This window comes from Shouchella oshimensis (assembly GCF_002019765.1).
In the GTDB taxonomy this organism is placed as follows: domain Bacteria; phylum Bacillota; class Bacilli; order Bacillales; family Bacillaceae_D; genus Shouchella; species Shouchella oshimensis.
Window position 1 is genome coordinate 1218821 of record NZ_KV917380.1, and the last position, 17975, is coordinate 1236795.

General features: G+C 40.2%; 20 protein-coding genes and 1 tRNA gene. 17 read left to right on the forward strand and 4 right to left on the reverse strand.

Annotated elements, in window-relative coordinates; genetic code table 11:
• The first annotated feature begins 49 nt into the window (after positions 1-49).
• Positions 50-1375, forward strand: coding sequence for a Na+/H+ antiporter family protein (locus tag BK583_RS06030; RefSeq protein ID WP_055737477.1), 1326 nt, complete (start codon positions 50-52; stop codon positions 1373-1375).
• Positions 1376-1409: 34 nt separating this feature from the next.
• On the opposite strand, the gene BK583_RS06035 is transcribed toward BK583_RS06030, so the two are convergent.
• Positions 1410-1682, reverse strand: a complete 273-nt coding sequence (locus tag BK583_RS06035) for an HU family DNA-binding protein (RefSeq protein WP_035397595.1) — start codon at positions 1680-1682, stop codon at positions 1410-1412.
• 70 nt (positions 1683-1752) lie between these two features.
• Entirely contained in the window at positions 1753-2577 is an 825-nt protein-coding gene (locus BK583_RS06040; protein WP_055737476.1) for a YihY/virulence factor BrkB family protein, read from the reverse strand.
• A gap of 121 nt (positions 2578-2698) precedes the next feature.
• Between BK583_RS06040 and BK583_RS06045 the strand changes: the two genes are divergently transcribed.
• Positions 2699-3169 (forward strand): S-ribosylhomocysteine lyase, encoded by a 471-nt coding sequence (locus BK583_RS06045; RefSeq protein WP_038482360.1) that lies wholly within the window; start codon positions 2699-2701, stop codon positions 3167-3169.
• Positions 3170-3222: 53 nt separating this feature from the next.
• On the opposite strand, the gene BK583_RS06050 is transcribed toward BK583_RS06045, so the two are convergent.
• Positions 3223-3771 (reverse strand): cysteine hydrolase family protein, encoded by a 549-nt coding sequence (locus BK583_RS06050; protein ID WP_055737475.1) that lies wholly within the window; start codon positions 3769-3771, stop codon positions 3223-3225.
• 129 nt (positions 3772-3900) lie between these two features.
• On the opposite strand from BK583_RS06050, the gene BK583_RS06055 reads away from it, so the two are divergent.
• The 5 genes from BK583_RS06055 to yugI all read left to right on the forward strand — a co-directional run bounded on the left by BK583_RS06055 (position 3901) and on the right by yugI (position 8039).
• Positions 3901-4398: an Lrp/AsnC family transcriptional regulator gene (locus BK583_RS06055; RefSeq protein WP_038482354.1), complete on the forward strand. Its 498-nt coding sequence runs from the start codon at positions 3901-3903 to the stop codon at positions 4396-4398.
• Positions 4398-5591 (forward strand): aminotransferase, encoded by a 1194-nt coding sequence (locus BK583_RS06060; RefSeq protein ID WP_055737474.1) that lies wholly within the window; start codon positions 4398-4400, stop codon positions 5589-5591. The genes BK583_RS06055 and BK583_RS06060 overlap by 1 nt, the downstream gene beginning before the upstream one ends.
• 27 nt (positions 5592-5618) lie before the next feature.
• The gene (thiM, locus tag BK583_RS06065; protein ID WP_038482348.1) at positions 5619-6398 is read left to right on the forward strand and encodes a hydroxyethylthiazole kinase; all 780 of its coding nucleotides are present in this window, start codon (positions 5619-5621) and stop codon (positions 6396-6398) included.
• A 14-nt stretch (positions 6399-6412) separates the two neighbouring features.
• Entirely contained in the window at positions 6413-7546 is a 1134-nt protein-coding gene (locus BK583_RS06070) for a DEAD/DEAH box helicase (RefSeq protein WP_055737473.1), read from the forward strand.
• A 79-nt stretch (positions 7547-7625) separates the two neighbouring features.
• Complete coding sequence (gene yugI, locus BK583_RS06075) at positions 7626-8039, forward strand: S1 domain-containing post-transcriptional regulator GSP13 (protein ID WP_035397581.1); 414 nt, start codon at positions 7626-7628, stop codon at positions 8037-8039.
• Positions 8040-8068: 29 nt separating this feature from the next.
• On the opposite strand, the gene BK583_RS06080 is transcribed toward yugI, so the two are convergent.
• Positions 8069-8302, reverse strand: coding sequence for a DUF378 domain-containing protein (locus tag BK583_RS06080; RefSeq protein ID WP_038482341.1), 234 nt, complete (start codon positions 8300-8302; stop codon positions 8069-8071).
• Positions 8303-8473: 171 nt separating this feature from the next.
• On the opposite strand from BK583_RS06080, the gene BK583_RS06085 reads away from it, so the two are divergent.
• From BK583_RS06085 to BK583_RS06125, 10 genes are all read left to right on the forward strand, one after another.
• Positions 8474-9637 carry an iron-containing alcohol dehydrogenase gene (locus BK583_RS06085; RefSeq protein ID WP_038482338.1) on the forward strand — a complete coding sequence of 388 codons (1164 nt, stop codon included), beginning with the start codon at positions 8474-8476 and terminating at the stop codon, positions 9635-9637.
• A gap of 108 nt (positions 9638-9745) precedes the next feature.
• The gene (gene ddlA, locus BK583_RS06090) at positions 9746-10849 is read left to right on the forward strand and encodes a D-alanine--D-alanine ligase (RefSeq protein WP_055737472.1); all 1104 of its coding nucleotides are present in this window, start codon (positions 9746-9748) and stop codon (positions 10847-10849) included.
• A gap of 66 nt (positions 10850-10915) precedes the next feature.
• Positions 10916-12262 (forward strand): glucose-6-phosphate isomerase, encoded by a 1347-nt coding sequence (locus BK583_RS06095; protein WP_055737471.1) that lies wholly within the window; start codon positions 10916-10918, stop codon positions 12260-12262.
• 97 nt (positions 12263-12359) lie between these two features.
• Entirely contained in the window at positions 12360-12776 is a 417-nt protein-coding gene (locus BK583_RS06100) for a YugN-like family protein (protein ID WP_055737470.1), read from the forward strand.
• A 61-nt stretch (positions 12777-12837) separates the two neighbouring features.
• Positions 12838-12999, forward strand: a complete 162-nt coding sequence (locus tag BK583_RS20655; protein WP_169789538.1) for a hypothetical protein — start codon at positions 12838-12840, stop codon at positions 12997-12999.
• A gap of 111 nt (positions 13000-13110) precedes the next feature.
• Positions 13111-13183 (forward strand) — tRNA-Ala (locus BK583_RS06105).
• A 211-nt stretch (positions 13184-13394) separates the two neighbouring features.
• Positions 13395-14156 (forward strand): DeoR/GlpR family DNA-binding transcription regulator, encoded by a 762-nt coding sequence (locus tag BK583_RS06110; protein ID WP_055737469.1) that lies wholly within the window; start codon positions 13395-13397, stop codon positions 14154-14156.
• A 20-nt stretch (positions 14157-14176) separates the two neighbouring features.
• The gene (locus tag BK583_RS06115) at positions 14177-15475 is read left to right on the forward strand and encodes a four-carbon acid sugar kinase family protein (protein ID WP_055737468.1); all 1299 of its coding nucleotides are present in this window, start codon (positions 14177-14179) and stop codon (positions 15473-15475) included.
• Positions 15476-15479: 4 nt separating this feature from the next.
• The gene (gene pdxA, locus BK583_RS06120) at positions 15480-16472 is read left to right on the forward strand and encodes a 4-hydroxythreonine-4-phosphate dehydrogenase PdxA (RefSeq protein WP_055737467.1); all 993 of its coding nucleotides are present in this window, start codon (positions 15480-15482) and stop codon (positions 16470-16472) included.
• 88 nt (positions 16473-16560) lie between these two features.
• Complete coding sequence (locus BK583_RS06125) at positions 16561-17928, forward strand: GntP family permease (protein WP_055737466.1); 1368 nt, start codon at positions 16561-16563, stop codon at positions 17926-17928.
• Positions 17929-17975: the final 47 nt, after the last annotated feature.

Consider the following 17975-nt stretch of genomic DNA (forward strand, 5'->3'; position numbering starts at 1 on the left):
TAAATTAGACAAATGTTTTAGTGATTTATCAGACTAAAGGATGATGGTTATGAATGCAGTGATTATTGCAGTACTTTTAATGATTATACTCAGTTTAGCCCGGGTGCATGTTGTCCTAGCTATTACACTTTCAGCTTTAATTGGGGGGCTTATAGGTGGATTAGGATTTTCAGATACAGTTGAAATATATGGAAGTGGACTTGGCGGAAACGCCGAGATTGCTTTTAGCTATGTACTACTTGGCGCATTTGCAATTGGACTATCTAGAACTGGTTTGCCAGACTTCCTAGTAGATCGTTTGCAATTATGGATGAAGCGTAAAGGGGACCGTGATCGTGATACATTAACAAGAATGTTATTGTTTCTTATGCTACTTGTAGTAGCTTGTATGTCCCAAAACGCCGTGCCAGTTCACATTGCATTTATTCCTATTCTAATACCACCTATCTTACTTATTCTCAATCGTTTAGAGGTGGATCGCCGGTTAATTGCTTGCATCTTAACCTTTGGGTTAACAGCTCCATACATGTTATTGCCTTATGGGTTCGGTCAGATTTTTCATAAGACAATAGCAGATAATATGGAAGCAAGTGGACTCTCAATTAATATTGATTTAATTCCTGAAGCCATGCTTTTACCAACAATCAGTACATTCATTGGTTTACTTGTGGCTGTATTTATTACGTACCGCCAGCGACGTATCTATAAAGATGTACCATTATCTGAAGAAAACCATGACGAAACGAAAAGCTATAGCGTAACGTCACTATCATTAGCCGTTTTTGCTGTTGTGGTGACAGTCATCGTTCAGAGCTTCTATCGCGATTCAATGATTCCAGCTGCTTTAGCTGGCTTACTCGTACTATTTGTTTCTGGTGCTGTTAAAATGAAAAAAACCGATGAAGTAATGTCTGAAGGCATTAAAATGATGGGTTTTATTGGGTTTGTTATGTTAGCCGCAGCTGGGTTTGCAGCTGTTATTCGTGAAACTGGGCATGTGGAAAGTTTAGTGACAAATGTAGCAGGTATGATTAATGGGAACCAAGTGATTGCCGTTCTTCTTATGATGGTAGTAGGTTTAATCATTACGTTAGGTATCGGTTCTTCCTTTTCGACCATCCCCATTATTACAACGCTTTTTGTGCCTCTCGGCTTAGAGGTGGGGTTATCGACACTAGCTATTATTTCTATAATTGGATCAGCTGGAGCCATTGGCGATGCTGGGGCACCTGCTTCCGACTCGACGTTAGGACCGACTGCAGGGTTAAATGCAGATGGACAACATGATCATATATGGGATACATGTGTTCCTACTTTTCTTCATTTAACGGTACCTCTCTTCTTTGTTGGCTGTATTGCAGCTTTAATTTTATAAAAAAACAAAACGCAGTCAGCGACTGCGTTTTGTTTTATTTTACAGCGTCTTTAAGCTGTTTACCGGCTTTAAAAGCAGGTGTTTTCGTTGCAGAGATATCAATTTCTTCTCCCGTTTGTGGATTACGTCCTTTTCGAGCGGCACGTTCGCGAACCTCGAAGTTTCCAAACCCAATTAGCTGAACGGTTTCGCCTTTTCCTAATGACTCGGCAATTAAATCGAACATACTGTTAACCGCTGTTGTTGCATCTTTTTTAGAGAGCTCTGCTCGCTCCGCAAGTGAGTTAATTAATTCTGTTTTATTCATAACGAACACTCCTTAAAACGTATAAGTTAATTACTGGTACCATCATGCCCAGCTGACATAAGTTTATACATTATCCCTCGTTTTTTTTCTTCATTTGATGGAGAGTGGCATTAATTTCAGCACCAATAATTAAAATAACCCCTGTTAAAAAGAACCAAAACATTAAAATGATCACACCAGCTAATGGTCCGTATGTACTCTCAAAGTTGGTGAAATCATTTACATAAAGAGAAAAGAAAAACGAGATAAGCAGCCACGCTATTGTGGCAACAACAGCGCCTGGAAGACCATCTTTTAATTGCAGCCTTTTATTCGGTGCAATACGGTAGAGTACCATAAGGGAAAAAATCATCACAATAACAGCGACAACCCAACGAAGGTTATTCAAGATAGCGATTAATTCAGATGGAACAGATAAAAAATTCTCCAAGAAATCTAGAATAAGGCTGCCAAATACAGGTAGCGCAAGGGTAATAATGATAACGATAACCATTGCGACTGTAAGGATGATCGCGGTTCCTCTTAAGCGTAAGAAATGGCGCGTTTCCTCGATATTGTACGCCCGATTAACAGAGCGAATAAAAGAATTAATGGCATTTGATGCAGACCAAAGTGTGCCAATGATGCCGATAGAAAACAAACCAACTTGTGGCTCGCCAATGGTGTTCAACACAATCTCACTAAAGGTAATGCCAATTTCACCAGGAAAGAATTCCGTGATCATTTCGGAAACTTGATCATTGTCAATGTCAAAAAAAGATACGCCAGCTAATACAAAAATCATTAAAGGAAATATGGCGAGTAAAAAATAAAAAGACAGAGTGGCGGCTAAGTCGGGAATCGGATCCTTTTTAATTTGTTCCATTAATTTTTTTAAAAAAAGCTTAACATTCATTCGTTCCTCCTAAAAGATCAATCCCCTAATAAATTTATTTTAGATAAAATCCATCAAAGCTTCGACAGGACAGACTGCTATCCTTTATACTATAAACGAATACGAAAGGAGAGTGTAGCAAATGCCATCAGTAGAAAGCTTTGAGCTCGATCATACAATCGTAAAGGCGCCATACGTTCGACATTGCGGAACACACAAAATCGGAACGGATGGGGAAGTGAATAAATTCGATATTCGATTTTGTCAGCCAAACAAAGACGCACTTAAACCTGACGTCATTCATACTTTGGAACACTTACTAGCCATTAACATTCGTCGATTTTCTGAGGACTATCATCATTTTGATGTAATTGATATTTCTCCGATGGGCTGCCAAACTGGCTATTACCTTATTATGAGTGGAACACCAACTGTAGCTGAGATTATTGATGTTCTCGAAAAGACTATGACTTATTCTCTTCAAACAGAACAAGTTCCTGCTGCAACTGAAAAAGAGTGTGGTCAGGCAGTTCTGCATGATCTAGAAGGAACAAAAGAAAGAATGCGGAAATGGCTTGCAGAAGATAAAGAAAAGCTGAAGCAGGTTTTTTAAATGCCGTTCAGAAAGTATTCGAAAAGCGCTAACGTTTAGTTTGCGCTTTTTTTCTATTTCTTTAACCATATTTGAATGGGTCGTACGTCTGCTTTTAAAATGTGTTCAAAATGATGGAGGGCAACATGGGTGTCTTTTTGTGTAAAGCTAGCAATGCCATCTTGAGGAATAACGAGGGTATACTCAAGTGTGTAGGCATCATTCGCTGTAAATTGTACACACATATTACCGACAATGCCTGTTAAGACGAGGGTGTGGACCTCAAGATGTTCTAATAATAAGTGAAGTGGTGTGTTAAAAAAACCAGAGTACTTCGGCTTAATGATAGAATAATCCTCTTCAGTTGGTTCGAGGCGAGCGGCAATGGAAGCGCCCAACTCATTGCTTGTTTTAATGTCGTAAACAAGTTGGTTAAAGTCAGATTGCCATTTACCGTAGTTGTCATTAACGTACAGAATTGGGCAACCCCGAGCTTTCATTGCATCTTTTAGTAAGGCGATCTTGTCAGCGATCTCTTTTGTCTGTGGATAGATATCTTCTCCATGCTCAAACGAGAGCGGATTAATCATATCAATAATAAGTAAGGCAGTCTGTTTATCCATTGTTGTGTACACTCCTAAAGGATCCCTTAATTTTAAACAAGAGATTGGGAAATTCCTGTGTTATGATTAGGATAAACAAACAATGTATAATTACTCTTTAGGAGAAGGATTTGGCGAGGAGAGATGGCTATGTTTGATAAAAAATCAATTGAAATTTTGCAAATTATAGAAGCAAATGGTCGAATCGATTCAGAGAAAATCGCAAAGATGGTTGATTTGACTGCGAAAGAAGTCGATTCGTACATTGAAGAATTAGAAAACAATAACGTAATTTTAAGTTACTCGGCAGTTGTAAATTGGGCAAAGCTTCCAGTCCAAGAAGCAGTCACAGCGATGATTGATGTGAAAGTCGCGCCTAAACGAGGCGTCGGATTTGATGAAGTTGCTGAGCGAATTTATCGCTTTCCAGAAGTGAAGGCTCTTTATTTAATGTCAGGAGCCTATGACTTATCAGTCGTTGTGGAAGGAAAGACTATGCAAGAAACGGCTCGTTTTGTTTCAGAACGCTTGTCTACAATTGATTCGGTTTTATCAACCACAACGCACTTTCAGTTGAAAACCTACAAACATGATGGCGTCATCTTTAAAGAACCTGAAGAAGACCGTAGAATTGTGGTGACACCGTAATGAAACATACTGTTATAAAAAAAGAGCGCTTATCACAAAAGGCATCAAGTATCCAGCCTTCAGGCATTCGACGTTTTTTTGATTTGGCATCTAAAATGGACAATATTATTTCCCTAGGCGTTGGTGAACCTGATTTTGTCACGCCATGGAATGTACGTGAAGCAAGCATTTCCTCCTTGGAAAGAGGATTTACCGCTTATACAGCAAACGCTGGCCTACCGGAACTTCGACAGGCGATTTCGCATTATATGGAGCAGCGTTATCGTGTTCACTATAACCCAGAAGAAGAAATTCTTGTAACGGTTGGTGCAAGTGAAGCCATTGATATTGGGATGAGGGCGATTTTAGACCCTGGTGATGAAGTCATTATTGTGGAACCGACGTTTGTCTCTTATGCGCCGCTCGTAACCCTTGCTGGTGGAGTTCCTATCCCGGTAGGAACGAACGCAGAAAATCATTTTGAAGTGAATCCTGCTGATATTGAAAAAGTAATCACCGAAAAAACGAAGGCCATTATGATTTGTTACCCGAATAACCCGACTGGTGCTTCCTTAAATAGAAGAAAGTTAGAACAAATTGCTGCAATCATTCAGAAGCATAACTTACTTGTATTTTCAGATGAGATTTACTCTGAACTATCATACGACGATGAGCACACATGCTTTTCAGAATTACCAGGTATGAAAGAGCAAACGATTGTGATCAATGGGTTTTCAAAAGCATTCGCAATGACAGGATGGAGACTTGGTTTTGTTCTTGCGCCTCCTGATCTACTGCAAGCTATGCTCAAAATTCACCAATATAGCTTAATGTGCGCGCCGACGATGGCACAGTATGGAGCGTTAGAGGCATTACTACACGGTATGGAAGATGTAGAGAAAATGAAGTTGTCCTATCAACAGAGACGGAACTATTTTGTGAAAACCGCTAATGAGATTGGCTTGCCGTGTCATAAACCGAGTGGTGCTTTTTATGCATTTCCATCCATAAAACATACTGGCTTATCTTCTGAAGCATTTGCGGAAAAGCTACTTTTAGAAGAACGGGTAGCTGTGGTTCCTGGTGCTGTATTTGGTGAAGGTGGTGAAGGGCATATTCGCTGTTCATACGCTACATCGCTAAAGAATTTAGAAGAGGCTCTTAATCGGATTGGACGTTTTCTGAAAAAACATGACTGGCAAAAGAGAACATAAAGTTTTTTTTAGAAAGGATCGTAATATATGAGTACACTTCGACAACAAAACCCATTAATACATTGTATGACAAACCTAGTTGTAACAAATTTCACTGCCAATGGACTTCTTGCTATCGGTGCTTCTCCAGTAATGGCTTACGCAAAAGAAGAGACACATGAAATGGCAGAAGCGGCAGATGCACTTCTGTTAAATATTGGCACGCCGTCTGAAACTGTTGTTGAGTCAATGATTCATGCTGGTCAAGCAGCGAATAAAAAAGGTACACCTGTTATTCTTGATCCTGTTGGTGCTGGAGCGACATCGTTTCGAAATGAAATGATTGCTCGGATTTTACAGCACGTGGATATTACCCTTATTAGGGGAAATGCAGGAGAAATAGCAGCGATTTTAGGAGAGGTGGGGACTGTTAAAGGGGTCGATGCACAAATTAAAACAGACCCGGTTGTCCTCGCAAAACGTGCAGCAGAGGAATTAAAGACACTGATCGTTGTAACAGGTGAGCAAGATGTTGTGACGGATGGGTCCCGTACGGTTACGATAAAAAACGGGCATGAGTGGTTAACACGTGTAGTCGGAACCGGATGTTTATTAGGTGGTGTCCTGGCGGCTTATTTAGCTATAAATAGGGACGACAAGATTAAAGCGGCAGCAGAAGGTCTTGCTTATTATGGGGTCGCCGCAGAACGTGCCTATGCAAAAGCAAGTGATCGAGGCGTTGCTTCTTTTCAGTTGGAATTTTTAGATGCATTAAGCACGTTATCAGAAGAAGAAGCAGAATCGTTTTACCGAATGGAATGGCTATAAAAGAGGAGTTAAGTATGATTAAACAATTAACGATAGATCTACCAAAAGAAATAGGAGCCAATTTAGTAAAGAAAGGAATTGAGGAACCAACACCTATACAGGATATTGTTATCCCTCGAGCCATTCAAGGCGATAGCCTAATGTTCCGGTCGCAGACAGGCTCAGGAAAAACGCTAGCTTACGTACTGCCATTACTTTCTGCGATCGCTGTAAAAGAACAAACGATACAAGGGATAATTATCGCTCCATCTCAAGAACTTGCTGTCCAGATTGAAACGGTTATTAAAGAAGTAACAACCAATACAGACATCACATCAATGGCGTTTATAGGTGGAGCGAATATAAATCGTCAAGTTGAAAAACTAAAGAAAAGTAAGCCGCATATTGCTGTTGGAACACCAGGAAGATTAATGGAGCTTGTTCGTTTAAAGAAACTGAAACTAACCAATGTGCGCCTATATGTGCTTGATGAAGTCGATCGATTAGTGGAAGAACAAGAATCGTGGAAAGATGTAGAAGAGTTAGGGAAGCGTCTTGGTTACGATGTACAAGGGTTATTTGCATCAGCAACGATTCCGAAAGGCTTAGAAGATCGACTAAAAGTATTTTCTCCTAAAGTGGAAAAGATTGAAGAGAATACGTCTACATTACCAGAACAAATCGAACATGTAGCGCTTACGATTGAAGAGCGCGATCGAGTTGATACGGTTCGAAAAATTATTCATGCTGAACAAGTGACAAAAGGCATTGTGTTTGTGAATCAGTTAGAGCGTTTAGTGGAAACCGTCGATAAACTACGGTACCGCAAAATTCAAGCTGTCGGTCTATCGTCTGAACAGACAAAAATAGAGCGGGAACAAGCCATTTCTCAATTTAAAAACGGTACAGCCACATTGTTAGTAGCAACAGATGTGGCGGCAAGAGGAATTGACGTTGAAAAAGTTACCCACATTATCCAATTAAATGCCACTCGTTCTGTTGAAAGCTATCTTCATCGGGCAGGTCGAACAGGTAGAGTGAATGAAGCAGGGAAAGTGATTTCTTTGTTTAATGAGCAAGAACTGTATTTAAAAGAGAAATATGAAAAACGGTTAGCGATTACGATTACAGACGCTATTTTACAAAATGGGGCCTTGGTCACACAATAAACACTTGATCAGACTTTGCGCTATAGCGAAACCTATGGTAAAATTAAAAGGTTAAATCATTGTTTAGGAGTTGTGTTTAATGTCTAATTACGAAGAAGGTAGCATTATCGAAGGGAAAGTAACGGGAATCAAGCCGTTCGGTGCCTTTGTTGCGATCGATGAAAAAAAACAAGGACTTGTTCATATATCTGAAGTTGCTCACGGTTATGTGAAAGATATTGCAGATGTATTAACAGTAGGAGACGAAGTTAAAGTCAAAGTGATGTCAGTAGATCAAGAATCTGGAAAGATTTCTTTATCAATCCGTGCAACGCAAGAGGCGCCTGCTCGTCCACAAGCGAAACCACGTGCTAATACTGGCGGTGGAGCGCGTAAACCTCAAGCTCCTCAACAGAAACAGCAAGGCTTTAATACATTAGAAGATAAGTTAAAAGAATGGTTAAAGCAGTCTAATGAAATTCAAGCAGATTTAAATAAGCGCGCGAAGAAATAAAAAAAACAGCTAGTGAAAACTAGCTGTTTTTATCGTTGTGGCTCGACTTCATGGTCTCTGCCTAATTCTTCTTTAGGCTTTAATAAAATGGAAATAGCGTAAAGACCTGCTAATCCAACTAAAGCGTAAATAAGTCGAGAAATGATTGATGCTTGACCATTGAAAATAAAAGCTACAAGGTCAAAACGGAAGAATCCAATTAGTCCCCAGTTAATGGCACCAATAATGGCTAATACTAAAGCTGTTTTTTGAATCCCGCTCATTCGATTTCACCTCCTAATGATTGTGCACAGTAATGATGTGCTCCTCTTAGAATGGGATAGAATGGGCGTGTTTATGTTAGGTGATGTCTGCCAATAATGAAGCATTGTCTTTGCGGAAATGATAAAAACACGCTACCATAGATATGGATAAATGAAAAAGGAGGCTCCTTAATGGACGCTTTTACGTTTTATAACCCAACAAAATTAATTTTTGGACAAGGAAAAACAGAAAGCTTAGCAGATGAGCTTGTTGTCTATGATCGAAATGTGCTACTTGTTTACGGTGGTGGCAGCATTAAAAATAATGGCTTGTATGACAAGGTAAGACAGCAGTTGGAATATGCAGGCTGCAATGTAACGGAGCTAGCAGGTGTTGAACCAAATCCTCGTTTAACAACGGTGCAAAAAGGAATTGATTTATGCAAAGAACACGCTATTGGCTTTATTTTAGCTGTAGGTGGTGGAAGTGTCATTGATGCCACGAAGGCGATTGCAGTAGGTGCTCGTTATGATGGAGACATTTGGGACATTATTACCAAAAAAGAGCTTGCTGAAGATGCTTTGCCTTTTGGAACGATCTTAACGTTGGCAGCTACAGGATCTGAAATGAACTCTGGTTCTGTTATTACAAATTGGGAAACCCACCAAAAGATCGGCTGGGGCTGTATTTTTACATTTCCGAACTTCTCTATTCTAGATCCGGAAAACACAGTGTCGGTTCCAAAAGATCAAACGGTATACGGTATAGTCGATATGATGACGCACGTTCTAGAAGCGTATTTTCACCCTGCAGAAAACACACCGTTACAGGATCGTATTTGTGAATCAATTTTGACCACTGTTATAGAGGCAGCGCCAGATTTACTAGACAATCTTGACGATGTTGATTTAAGGGAAACCATTCTTTACAGTGGTACGATGGCACTTAATGGAATTACGCAAATGGGTGCTCGGGGTGACTGGGGATCTCATAACTTAGAACATGCCGTTTCAGCCGTTTCGGATATTCCACATGCTGGCGGTCTAGCTATACTATTCCCTCACTGGATGAGACATAGTGTTGATGTAAACCCAGAAAGAGGTGCTCAATTAGCACAACGGGTATTTGGTGTTGATCGTTCTGGAAAAGAAGATCGTGATGTCGCTTTAGAAGGCATTAATAAACTTGCTTCTTTCTGGACAGCTTTAGGTGCACCTACGACATTAAGCGAGTACAATATTACAGAAGATCAACTTGATGAAATGGCGGATATTGCAAGTGCGAACGGTATTTTTGGGAACTATCATAAAATTGGTCGCCCGGAAGCACTAGAAATTTTAAAACAAGCACTTTAATGTATGTTGCAAAGACAGTCCAAAAGGGACTGTCTTTTTTCATTACGTTTTTCTCATTCTGTAACAAGCCTTTTCCGTGTATAATAAACGGGAAGGAGAGTGAAGGGTTTGGCAAAAACACGTGTAGGAATTATATTCGGTGGAAAATCAGCTGAGCATGAAGTATCGCTTCAGTCAGCAAAAAACATCGTAGACGCCATTGATAAAGAGCGTTTTGATGTAACACTTATTGGTATTGATAAACAAGGGCAATGGCATTTAAATGAAGCCACGAACTTTTTATTGAATGAACATAATCCCGCTCTAATCGAGCTTAATAAATCTAATCAAGGCATATCCTTTATGCCTGGTAAAGAGTCCAATCAACTTCAGCCAGTTGATCAAAATACAGCCTTAGGACAACTAGATGTTATTTTCCCAATCGTCCATGGTACTCTTGGAGAAGACGGATCCTTACAAGGCATGATGCGATTAGCAAATTTACCCTTTGTTGGTTCAAATGTATTAGGCTCTGCTGTTAGTATGGATAAGGACGTTGCAAAAAAACTGCTTCAAGTAGCAGGTTTACATGTTGCTAATGGTGTTAGCTTTACACGCGCTACAAAAGATCAAATTGACTTTAAAACCATTGAAAAAAACCTTGGAATGCCTGTTTTTATTAAACCGGCCAATCAAGGGTCTTCAGTTGGTGTAAGTAAAGCATCGAATGAAAAAGAATTTAACGAGGCAATTGAATTGGCTTATTCCTATGATCACAAGATTTTAATTGAAGCGGCTGTTGTTGGTCGAGAAATTGAATGTGCCGTTTTAGGGAATCATTACCCTAAAGCAAGTGTTTGTGGTGAAATTTTACCTCAAGATGGCTTTTATTCATACGATGCAAAATACATTAACGAAGACGGCGCCAAATTAGCTATTCCTGCTGATTTAAGCGATGAAGTAAGTAAAACCATTAAAGACATCGCCATACGTGCATATCAAGCACTAAATTGTGAAGGATTAGCAAGAGTGGATGTCTTTTTAACAAACCAAAACGACGTAATTATTAACGAAATTAATACATTACCAGGATTTACAAAAATCAGTATGTATCCAAAGCTTTGGGAAGAGAGCGGTTTATCCTATCAAGATTTAATTTCAACGTTAATTGATTTAGCCATTGAACGACACGAGCAAGACAAACTACTGAAGAGTTCAGTATTTGAGCGCTGATGACTTGTGTTTTTGGCCTCCTTTCGGTACATTAATGAAGTACCGAATAGAAGGAGGCTCTTTTTTATGGCACATATTCAATTTGATTACAGTAAGGCACTTTCCTTTTTCGGAGAGCATGAGATGAAGCAATTGCAAGACCAAGTAACAACAGCACATCAAGCCCTTCACGAAAAAACAGGAGCAGGAAATGACTTTTTGGGATGGATTGACTTACCGGTCGATTATGATAAAGAGGAATTTGCACGTATACAAACAGCAGCAAAGAAAATTCGCCAAGATTCAGATGTGCTCATTGTGGCAGGAATCGGCGGCTCATACTTAGGTGCACGAGCAGCAATTGAAGCATTAAACCATTCGTTTTTTAATGTGTTATCCAACGAACAACGGAACGCACCACAAGTCATTTTTGTTGGTCAAAATATTAGTTCAACGTATATTCGCGACTTGTTCGACTTACTTGAAGGCAAGGATGTTTCCGTTAATGTTATTTCTAAATCAGGAACAACGACGGAGCCAGCCATTGCCTTTCGTATCTTCCGAGACTTCTTAGAAAAGAAATACGGAAAAGAAGAAGCGCGCACGCGTATTTATGCTACAACAGATAAAGAGAAAGGTGCGCTTAAGACGCTTGCAAATGAAGAAGGCTACGAGTCGTTTGTTATTCCAGACGATGTTGGCGGACGTTTCTCTGTTTTAACAGCAGTGGGTTTATTGCCTATTGCTGTAGCTGGTCTAGATATTGAGCAAATGATGAAAGGTGCTCAAGAAGCTAGAGATGCGTATGCGTCACCGACATTAGAAGAAAATGAAGCATATCAATACGCAGCCGTTCGTAATGTTCTTTACAATAAAGGCAAAACCATTGAGCTAATGGTGAACTATGAGCCCCAGCTTCACTTTGTTTCCGAATGGTGGAAGCAACTATTTGGCGAAAGTGAAGGCAAGGATCAAAAAGGAATTTATCCTGCATCAGTAGACTTCTCCACAGATCTTCATTCAATGGGTCAATACGTACAAGATGGACGCAGAGACTTGTTTGAAACGGTTCTTCATGTGGAGCAAGTGGACAAGCATATTGAAATTGAAAAAGCAGATCAAGACTTGGATGGATTAAATTACCTTGCTGGAGAAACGATGGATTTTGTGAACAAGCAAGCGTTTAAAGGTACGATGCTCGCCCATACAGATGGTGGAGTACCAAATCTAATTGTGTCCATTCCAAGACTAGATGAATATACGTTTGGTTACCTCGTGTATTTCTTTGAAAAGGCAGTTGCAGTGAGTGGATATTTGATGGGAGTTAATCCATTTGATCAACCAGGCGTAGAAGCATACAAGAAGAATATGTTTGCGTTACTTGGCAAACCAGGATTTGAAAAAGAAAAAGAAGAGCTTGAAAAGCGTCTTTAAAAGGTGAAGTACGGATGAATTGTCATCCGTACTTTTTTTATGTATAAGTTCCACGTAGCCTCACACACTATCAATAAAACGTTTAGGGGCGATAAGAATGATTGAGCTTTCATCAAAAATTGAAGGAAAAGTCGTAAAGGCAAAAGAATTAGAGTCGCTACTAACTCCCCTTGGCTATGATCTAGGTGGAAATTGGGATTATGACCATGGTTATTATGATTACAAGCTTTCTGAAGAAGGCGGATATACGTTTTTACGACTCCCATTTACTGCTGTAGAAGGAGAAGTGGGATCAAGTGGTGCAGTCTTTAAATTAGGAAAACCTTATTTGTTAAATCATGTTTATCAAGATGGAAATACGGATGAAGGCATTGGTGGCTATGTACCTCCAGCGGTAGACGGGCTCATTAATCAATTCCAACGTCCTATTGATAAAGACGGAGAAGTGGATGAAAAGTACGTAAACACCGCAAAAAATTTACTGGAGGAAGTCGAGCAGACGTTTCACATCTAGATAGCTGTTGCAGTCCCTCTAGCTTCTTGCTAAAGTAAAATCAGAAGTTGGAGGGATTATCATGGTAGATGCTATCGTTCTTGCAATAGCAGTTTTTTTCGGTTGGATGATTTTGGATGTTGTAAAAACAAAGAAATTAACAGGAGAAGTCGTCATCCAAGCGGGATTTGTCGGCATAGTGGCAGGTATATTATGGTATGGAATCGGGGTATTGTTAGGGTAATCTTTTTGTAGAAAAATGTATGAAACGTCTTGTCGTCTGAGTAACGCATATGCTATATTATGATAGTGCAATTGAATGTAGGCAATACATACTGTGATTTTATATGAATGAGGGGCCTTAGCTCAGCTGGGAGAGCGCTTCGCTGGCAGCGAAGAGGTCAGGGGTTCGAGCCCCCTAGGCTCCATATTAAAAAAGTACTTTCTATATAGAAAGTACTTTTTTGTATGCACGTATGATATTCGTTCTGTTCTCTGCTATACTTAAATTGATAAAAATAAACATTGTAGCGGCTTATCTGAAAATAAATCACATGATATTGATAAAAATAAACATAATTATGTTGACATATGTCGAAATATGTTTTAAATTAACAATGAAAGGTGTTATAAATAAACATGAAAGCAAAAGAAAGAAAAGCATTTATAAAACAATTTGTTGATGAACAAGGAAAAGTAGAAATAGACGAGCTTGCAGAACAGCTTCAAGTGTCGCAAATGACGATTCGGAGAGATTTAACACAGTTAGAGGCGGAGAATCAAGTTATTCGTACACCTGGTGGAGCGGTACCTCAAAAAGCGTTAATTCGAGAAACACCATATGCCAGAAAAGAAGTAGAACAACTGCAAGCAAAAAGAAAAATAGCCCAAAAAGCAATTGCACTAATCGCACCAAACTCAACCATTCTTTTGGATTCAGGTACGACGACACTTGAAGTAGCGCGATTAATAAAAGACCGAGCGGATTTAACGGTGGTGACAAATGACATTAAGATTGCGGCTGAACTCGTTCATTCTTCCGTAACGTGCATTGTGACCGGTGGTGAAGTACAGGCTGATGTTGGTGCTCTTTACGGTAGTCAAGCACAAGCGTTAATCGAATCCATCCACGTTGATTTGTTCTTACTCGGTGCTCATGCGGTACATGCAGTGTCAGGCATTATGGCACCGACGCTAGAAAAAGCAAGAATGAAGCAATTAATGATTGAAGCGGCACGAGAGACGTGGTTGCTTTGTGATTCAAGTAAGTTTGAACAGAAGTCATTTGCACATGTGAGTGAGCTTAATAAAGTAGAAGGCATTATTACAGATAAAGATCAGTCATTGAATGGGCTGGAGTACTATCATGAAACTGTCATTCAAGTTGACTTACTAGAGTAGAAGAAAGGGGTTTGAGCGAGATGAAGGTTGGCGTAATCGCAGATGATTTAACCGGGGCTAATGCATCTGGCGTCAAGCTAGTAAAGCAAGGTTTTCAAGCGACGACGATTGTTCATAGTGCAAGCTTGCCAGCTAATAGTTATTTTGATGCTGTGGTAATGGATACCGATAGTCGTTATATTGATCAACCAATCGCAAAACAACGTGTGAGTCGAGCAATGAACGAGTTGCTAGCATGGGGAGCGGATATTTTTACGAAGCGAATTGATAGCACATTTCGTGGAAACATTGGTATCGAGATTGATGAAATGCTTGCATTAATGCCGAAAGATGCAATTAGTATCGTGATGCCGTCATTTCCGGAATCAGGTAGGACAATGGCAGGTGGGTATCTCTTATTAGACGGTGTGCCGTTGCAAGAAACCTATGTGTCAAAAGATCCAATTGCTCCCATTACCGAATCTTTTATACCAGATTTGCTTGCTGAACAAACGATACATCAAGTTGGTTTCGTACCTTTAAGTACAGTAATGAAAGCGGAATCAGACATTTGTAGCAGCTTACAATTGGAAATAGACAAAGGTAAACGAGTGATGGTTGTTGATGCGATGACGACCGAGCAGGTTGAAAAAGTGGCTAACGCATTGACGTTATTAAAAAGAACCATTCTTTGTGCAGACCCGGGACCGTTAACGGCGAATTACGCGCGGGCAATGGTTCAAAAAGAACAGCAAAATGGCACAATTCTCGTTTCCGTAGGGAGCGCTACAAGTTTAACTGGAGAACAGTTGGCCTATTTAATCGACAAAACAGGATCAACACCTGTTTATGTTGATCCAGAAAAGCTTGCGAGTTACACCGAGACTTGGGATGAAGAAGTAGAACGCGCAACACATTCGGCTCTAGAGCAATCGAAGGTAGACCGAATTCTGATTGTAACAACTCACAAAAGCGGGCAAAAGCTTGTTCCTTTAAAAGAAAAGGCACTTGTAGAAGGAAAAAGTGCAGATGCCCTCGCTAAACGTATTACTGATGGGCTAGCAACAATTAGCCGAAAATTGCTTACTCAAGAGCAGATGTCATACGCAGGCTGCTTTACAAGTGGCGGAGATGTAACGGCTTCGGTTTGTGCTCTAGGACGCGCAAATGGGATTGCTTTGAAAGACGAAGTGATGCCGTTAGCTGCATATGGCACTTTTGATGGTGGCTATTTCGATGGATTGCCTGTCGTGACTAAAGGTGGATTAATTGGCGATAAAAAAGCCATTTATGAATGTGTAAAGTTTATTGATCAAGCAGCAACAAAAATAGGAGGATGATGAGATGAAACCAGTTATTGCCATTACAATGGGAGACCCAGCAGGAATTGGACCAGAGATTACTCTTGGTTCTTTAAATAAAAAAGAGATTTATGATCTATGCACGCCAGTTGTTATAGGGAATGCTAGAGTCTTAGAAAACTTATTTTCGGTAAAAGAAGTTGATTTCACATTGAATAAGATTGAAAAGCCGAGTGAAGCAAAAGGCGAGTTCGGTACAGTGGATATTATTGACTTTCCTGACTTACCAGAATATGAGTTTGGTCAAGTGAATGCAGCGAATGGAGAGGCTGCTTTTCAATACATTAAGCATGCTGCTGAATTGTGCCAATCTAATGAAGCCCAAGCAATGGCAACAGCGCCTATTAACAAAGAATCGTTAAAAGCAGCAAATGTTCCTTACATTGGGCATACTGAAATGTTAGCTGGTATTGCGAACATTGATGACCCGTTAACGATGTTCGAAGTACGTAATATGCGAATCTTTTTCTTAACTCGTCACTTATCTTTGAAAGATGCAATTGGGCAAATGACAAAGGAACGCGTACACGATTATCTTGTTCGTTGTGATGCTGCGCTTCAGCAGTTAGGTGTTGAGAACCGAAAGTTTGCTGTAGCGGGATTGAACCCACATAGCGGAGAAAATGGTCTTTTCGGAACTGAAGAAATGGATGAGATTAAACCTGGAATTGAGCTTGCGAAAGAAAGCGGTATTGATGCGGTTGGTCCGGTACCGGCTGACTCTGTATTCTTCCAAGCCTTAAATGGACGTTATGATGCAGTTCTTTCTCTTTATCATGATCAAGGGCATATTGCAGCAAAAATGACAGACTTCCACCGTACAATCTCCATTACAAACGGTCTACCGTTCCTAAGAACATCGGTTGATCATGGAACAGCTTTTGATATTGCAGGACAAGGTATCGCAAGCTCAGTTTCTATGGAAGAATCCATTAAATTAGCTGCTAAATACGCACCACATTTTGTAGGGAAATAAAGAAGAAGAGTAATCGTGAAGGGCTATAAAAGCCCTTCACATAGTTTAGGAACAATTAAAGCGCTTACGCGTATTGGAGGACAGAAAAATGGACGTATCTGGTACACAAATGATACTAGGTCTTGTCATTGCAATTATCGTTTTAATCTTTTTAGTCGTAAAAACAAAGGTTCACGTGTTTTTAGCACTAATTATTGCGGCATCGATCACTGGATTAGTTGGCGGCATGACACCAACTGCCGTTGTAGACGCCATCACACAAGGTTTTGGAAATACGCTAGGCTCCATCGCGATTGTCATCGGTTTCGGTGTTATGATGGGACGTATTTTAGAAGTTTCAGGAGCTGCTGAACGGTTAGCTTATACTGTCGTAAAGTGGCTAGGAAGACGAAAAGAAGAGTGGGCTATGGCTCTCACTGGCTATATTGTGTCTATCCCCATTTTTGTAGACTCGGCATTCATCATTTTAAGTCCACTTGCGAAAGCGTTATCAAAGAAAACAGGGCGCTCTATCGTAACGCTTGCGGTTGCATTAGCAGGTGGTGCTGTTGTTATTCACAGTGCGGTTCCTCCGACACCTGGTCCATTAGGCGTAGCTGGAATCTTTGATATCGATATTGGCTGGATGATTATTACAGGTATGTTGTTTGGTATTCCGATCGTTATTGCAATGGTACTTTATGCAAAATGGTTAGGGAAGCGCATTTACCAACTTCCAAGTGAAGATGGACTGGATTGGATTCGTCCTGAAAAAGAAGTAACAATTGAAGAGTGGATTGAAGAAAAAGAAAACAAAGACTTACCGTCATTGTTACGATCTGCTTTACCGATTTTTGTACCGGTTTTCTTAATCTTTTTAAACACGACGACTGCCGCAATGAACATAAGCGGCTTATGGATTGAATATGTTCAGTTCTTCGGCTCACCTATCATCGCAGTAGGAATTGGTGTTTTACTAGCCATTTATGGATTGTTTGGACACGTTCAGCGTTCGGAAGCTCTCGATCGTATGGAGGAAGGAATTAAGCAAGCAGGTATCGTATTACTTGTGACTGGAGCAGGTGGTGCATTAGGCTTCGTCCTTCGTTCAACGGGCGTTGGCGACCATATTGCAGAAATTGTCGTAAATACAGGAATTCCGGCGATTTTATTACCTTTCGTAGTGGCAACGCTCGTTCGCTTTATTCAAGGTAGTGGAACTGTTGCGATGATTACCGCTGCTTCCATAACAGCTCCTATTCTAGCAGGTATGGATGTAAACATGGTTCTAGCGGCCCAAGCGGCTGCGTTAGGCTCGCTGTTTTTCTCTTATTTTAATGATAGTCTATTCTGGGTTGTAAACCGAACAATTGGCATTAAGCAAGCAAAAGAACAAATTCTTGTCTGGTCTGTTCCAACAACAATCGCTTGGTTTGTTTCACTAATTATGCTTATCATTGCTGACTTCTTCTTTTAGAAGGAAAAGCTCGCATTCTTTTATGAATGCGGGCTTTTTTGTAGTTG

Excerpts from the sequence above, each read along its gene's own strand:
- pdxA (WP_055737467.1), top strand. The coding sequence starts at position 15,480 with ATGAAACCAGTTATTGCCATTACAATGGGAGACCCAGCAGGAATTGGA.
- BK583_RS06110 (WP_055737469.1), top strand. The coding sequence starts at position 13,395 with ATGAAAGCAAAAGAAAGAAAAGCATTTATAAAACAATTTGTTGATGAA.
- BK583_RS06055 (WP_038482354.1), top strand. The coding sequence starts at position 3,901 with ATGTTTGATAAAAAATCAATTGAAATTTTGCAAATTATAGAAGCAAAT.
- BK583_RS06040 (WP_055737476.1), bottom strand. The coding sequence starts at position 2,577 with ATGAATGTTAAGCTTTTTTTAAAAAAATTAATGGAACAAATTAAAAAG.
- BK583_RS06035 (WP_035397595.1), bottom strand. The coding sequence starts at position 1,682 with ATGAATAAAACAGAATTAATTAACTCACTTGCGGAGCGAGCAGAGCTC.
- yugI (WP_035397581.1), top strand. The coding sequence starts at position 7,626 with ATGTCTAATTACGAAGAAGGTAGCATTATCGAAGGGAAAGTAACGGGA.
- BK583_RS06100 (WP_055737470.1), top strand. The coding sequence starts at position 12,360 with ATGATTGAGCTTTCATCAAAAATTGAAGGAAAAGTCGTAAAGGCAAAA.
- BK583_RS06030 (WP_055737477.1), top strand. The coding sequence starts at position 50 with ATGAATGCAGTGATTATTGCAGTACTTTTAATGATTATACTCAGTTTA.
- BK583_RS06050 (WP_055737475.1), bottom strand. The coding sequence starts at position 3,771 with ATGGATAAACAGACTGCCTTACTTATTATTGATATGATTAATCCGCTC.
- thiM (WP_038482348.1), top strand. The coding sequence starts at position 5,619 with ATGAGTACACTTCGACAACAAAACCCATTAATACATTGTATGACAAAC.
- BK583_RS06045 (WP_038482360.1), top strand. The coding sequence starts at position 2,699 with ATGCCATCAGTAGAAAGCTTTGAGCTCGATCATACAATCGTAAAGGCG.
- BK583_RS06070 (WP_055737473.1), top strand. The coding sequence starts at position 6,413 with ATGATTAAACAATTAACGATAGATCTACCAAAAGAAATAGGAGCCAAT.
- BK583_RS06125 (WP_055737466.1), top strand. The coding sequence starts at position 16,561 with ATGGACGTATCTGGTACACAAATGATACTAGGTCTTGTCATTGCAATT.
- BK583_RS06095 (WP_055737471.1), top strand. The coding sequence starts at position 10,916 with ATGGCACATATTCAATTTGATTACAGTAAGGCACTTTCCTTTTTCGGA.
- BK583_RS06080 (WP_038482341.1), bottom strand. The coding sequence starts at position 8,302 with ATGAGCGGGATTCAAAAAACAGCTTTAGTATTAGCCATTATTGGTGCC.
- BK583_RS20655 (WP_169789538.1), top strand. The coding sequence starts at position 12,838 with ATGGTAGATGCTATCGTTCTTGCAATAGCAGTTTTTTTCGGTTGGATG.
- BK583_RS06115 (WP_055737468.1), top strand. The coding sequence starts at position 14,177 with ATGAAGGTTGGCGTAATCGCAGATGATTTAACCGGGGCTAATGCATCT.
- BK583_RS06060 (WP_055737474.1), top strand. The coding sequence starts at position 4,398 with ATGAAACATACTGTTATAAAAAAAGAGCGCTTATCACAAAAGGCATCA.
- BK583_RS06085 (WP_038482338.1), top strand. The coding sequence starts at position 8,474 with ATGGACGCTTTTACGTTTTATAACCCAACAAAATTAATTTTTGGACAA.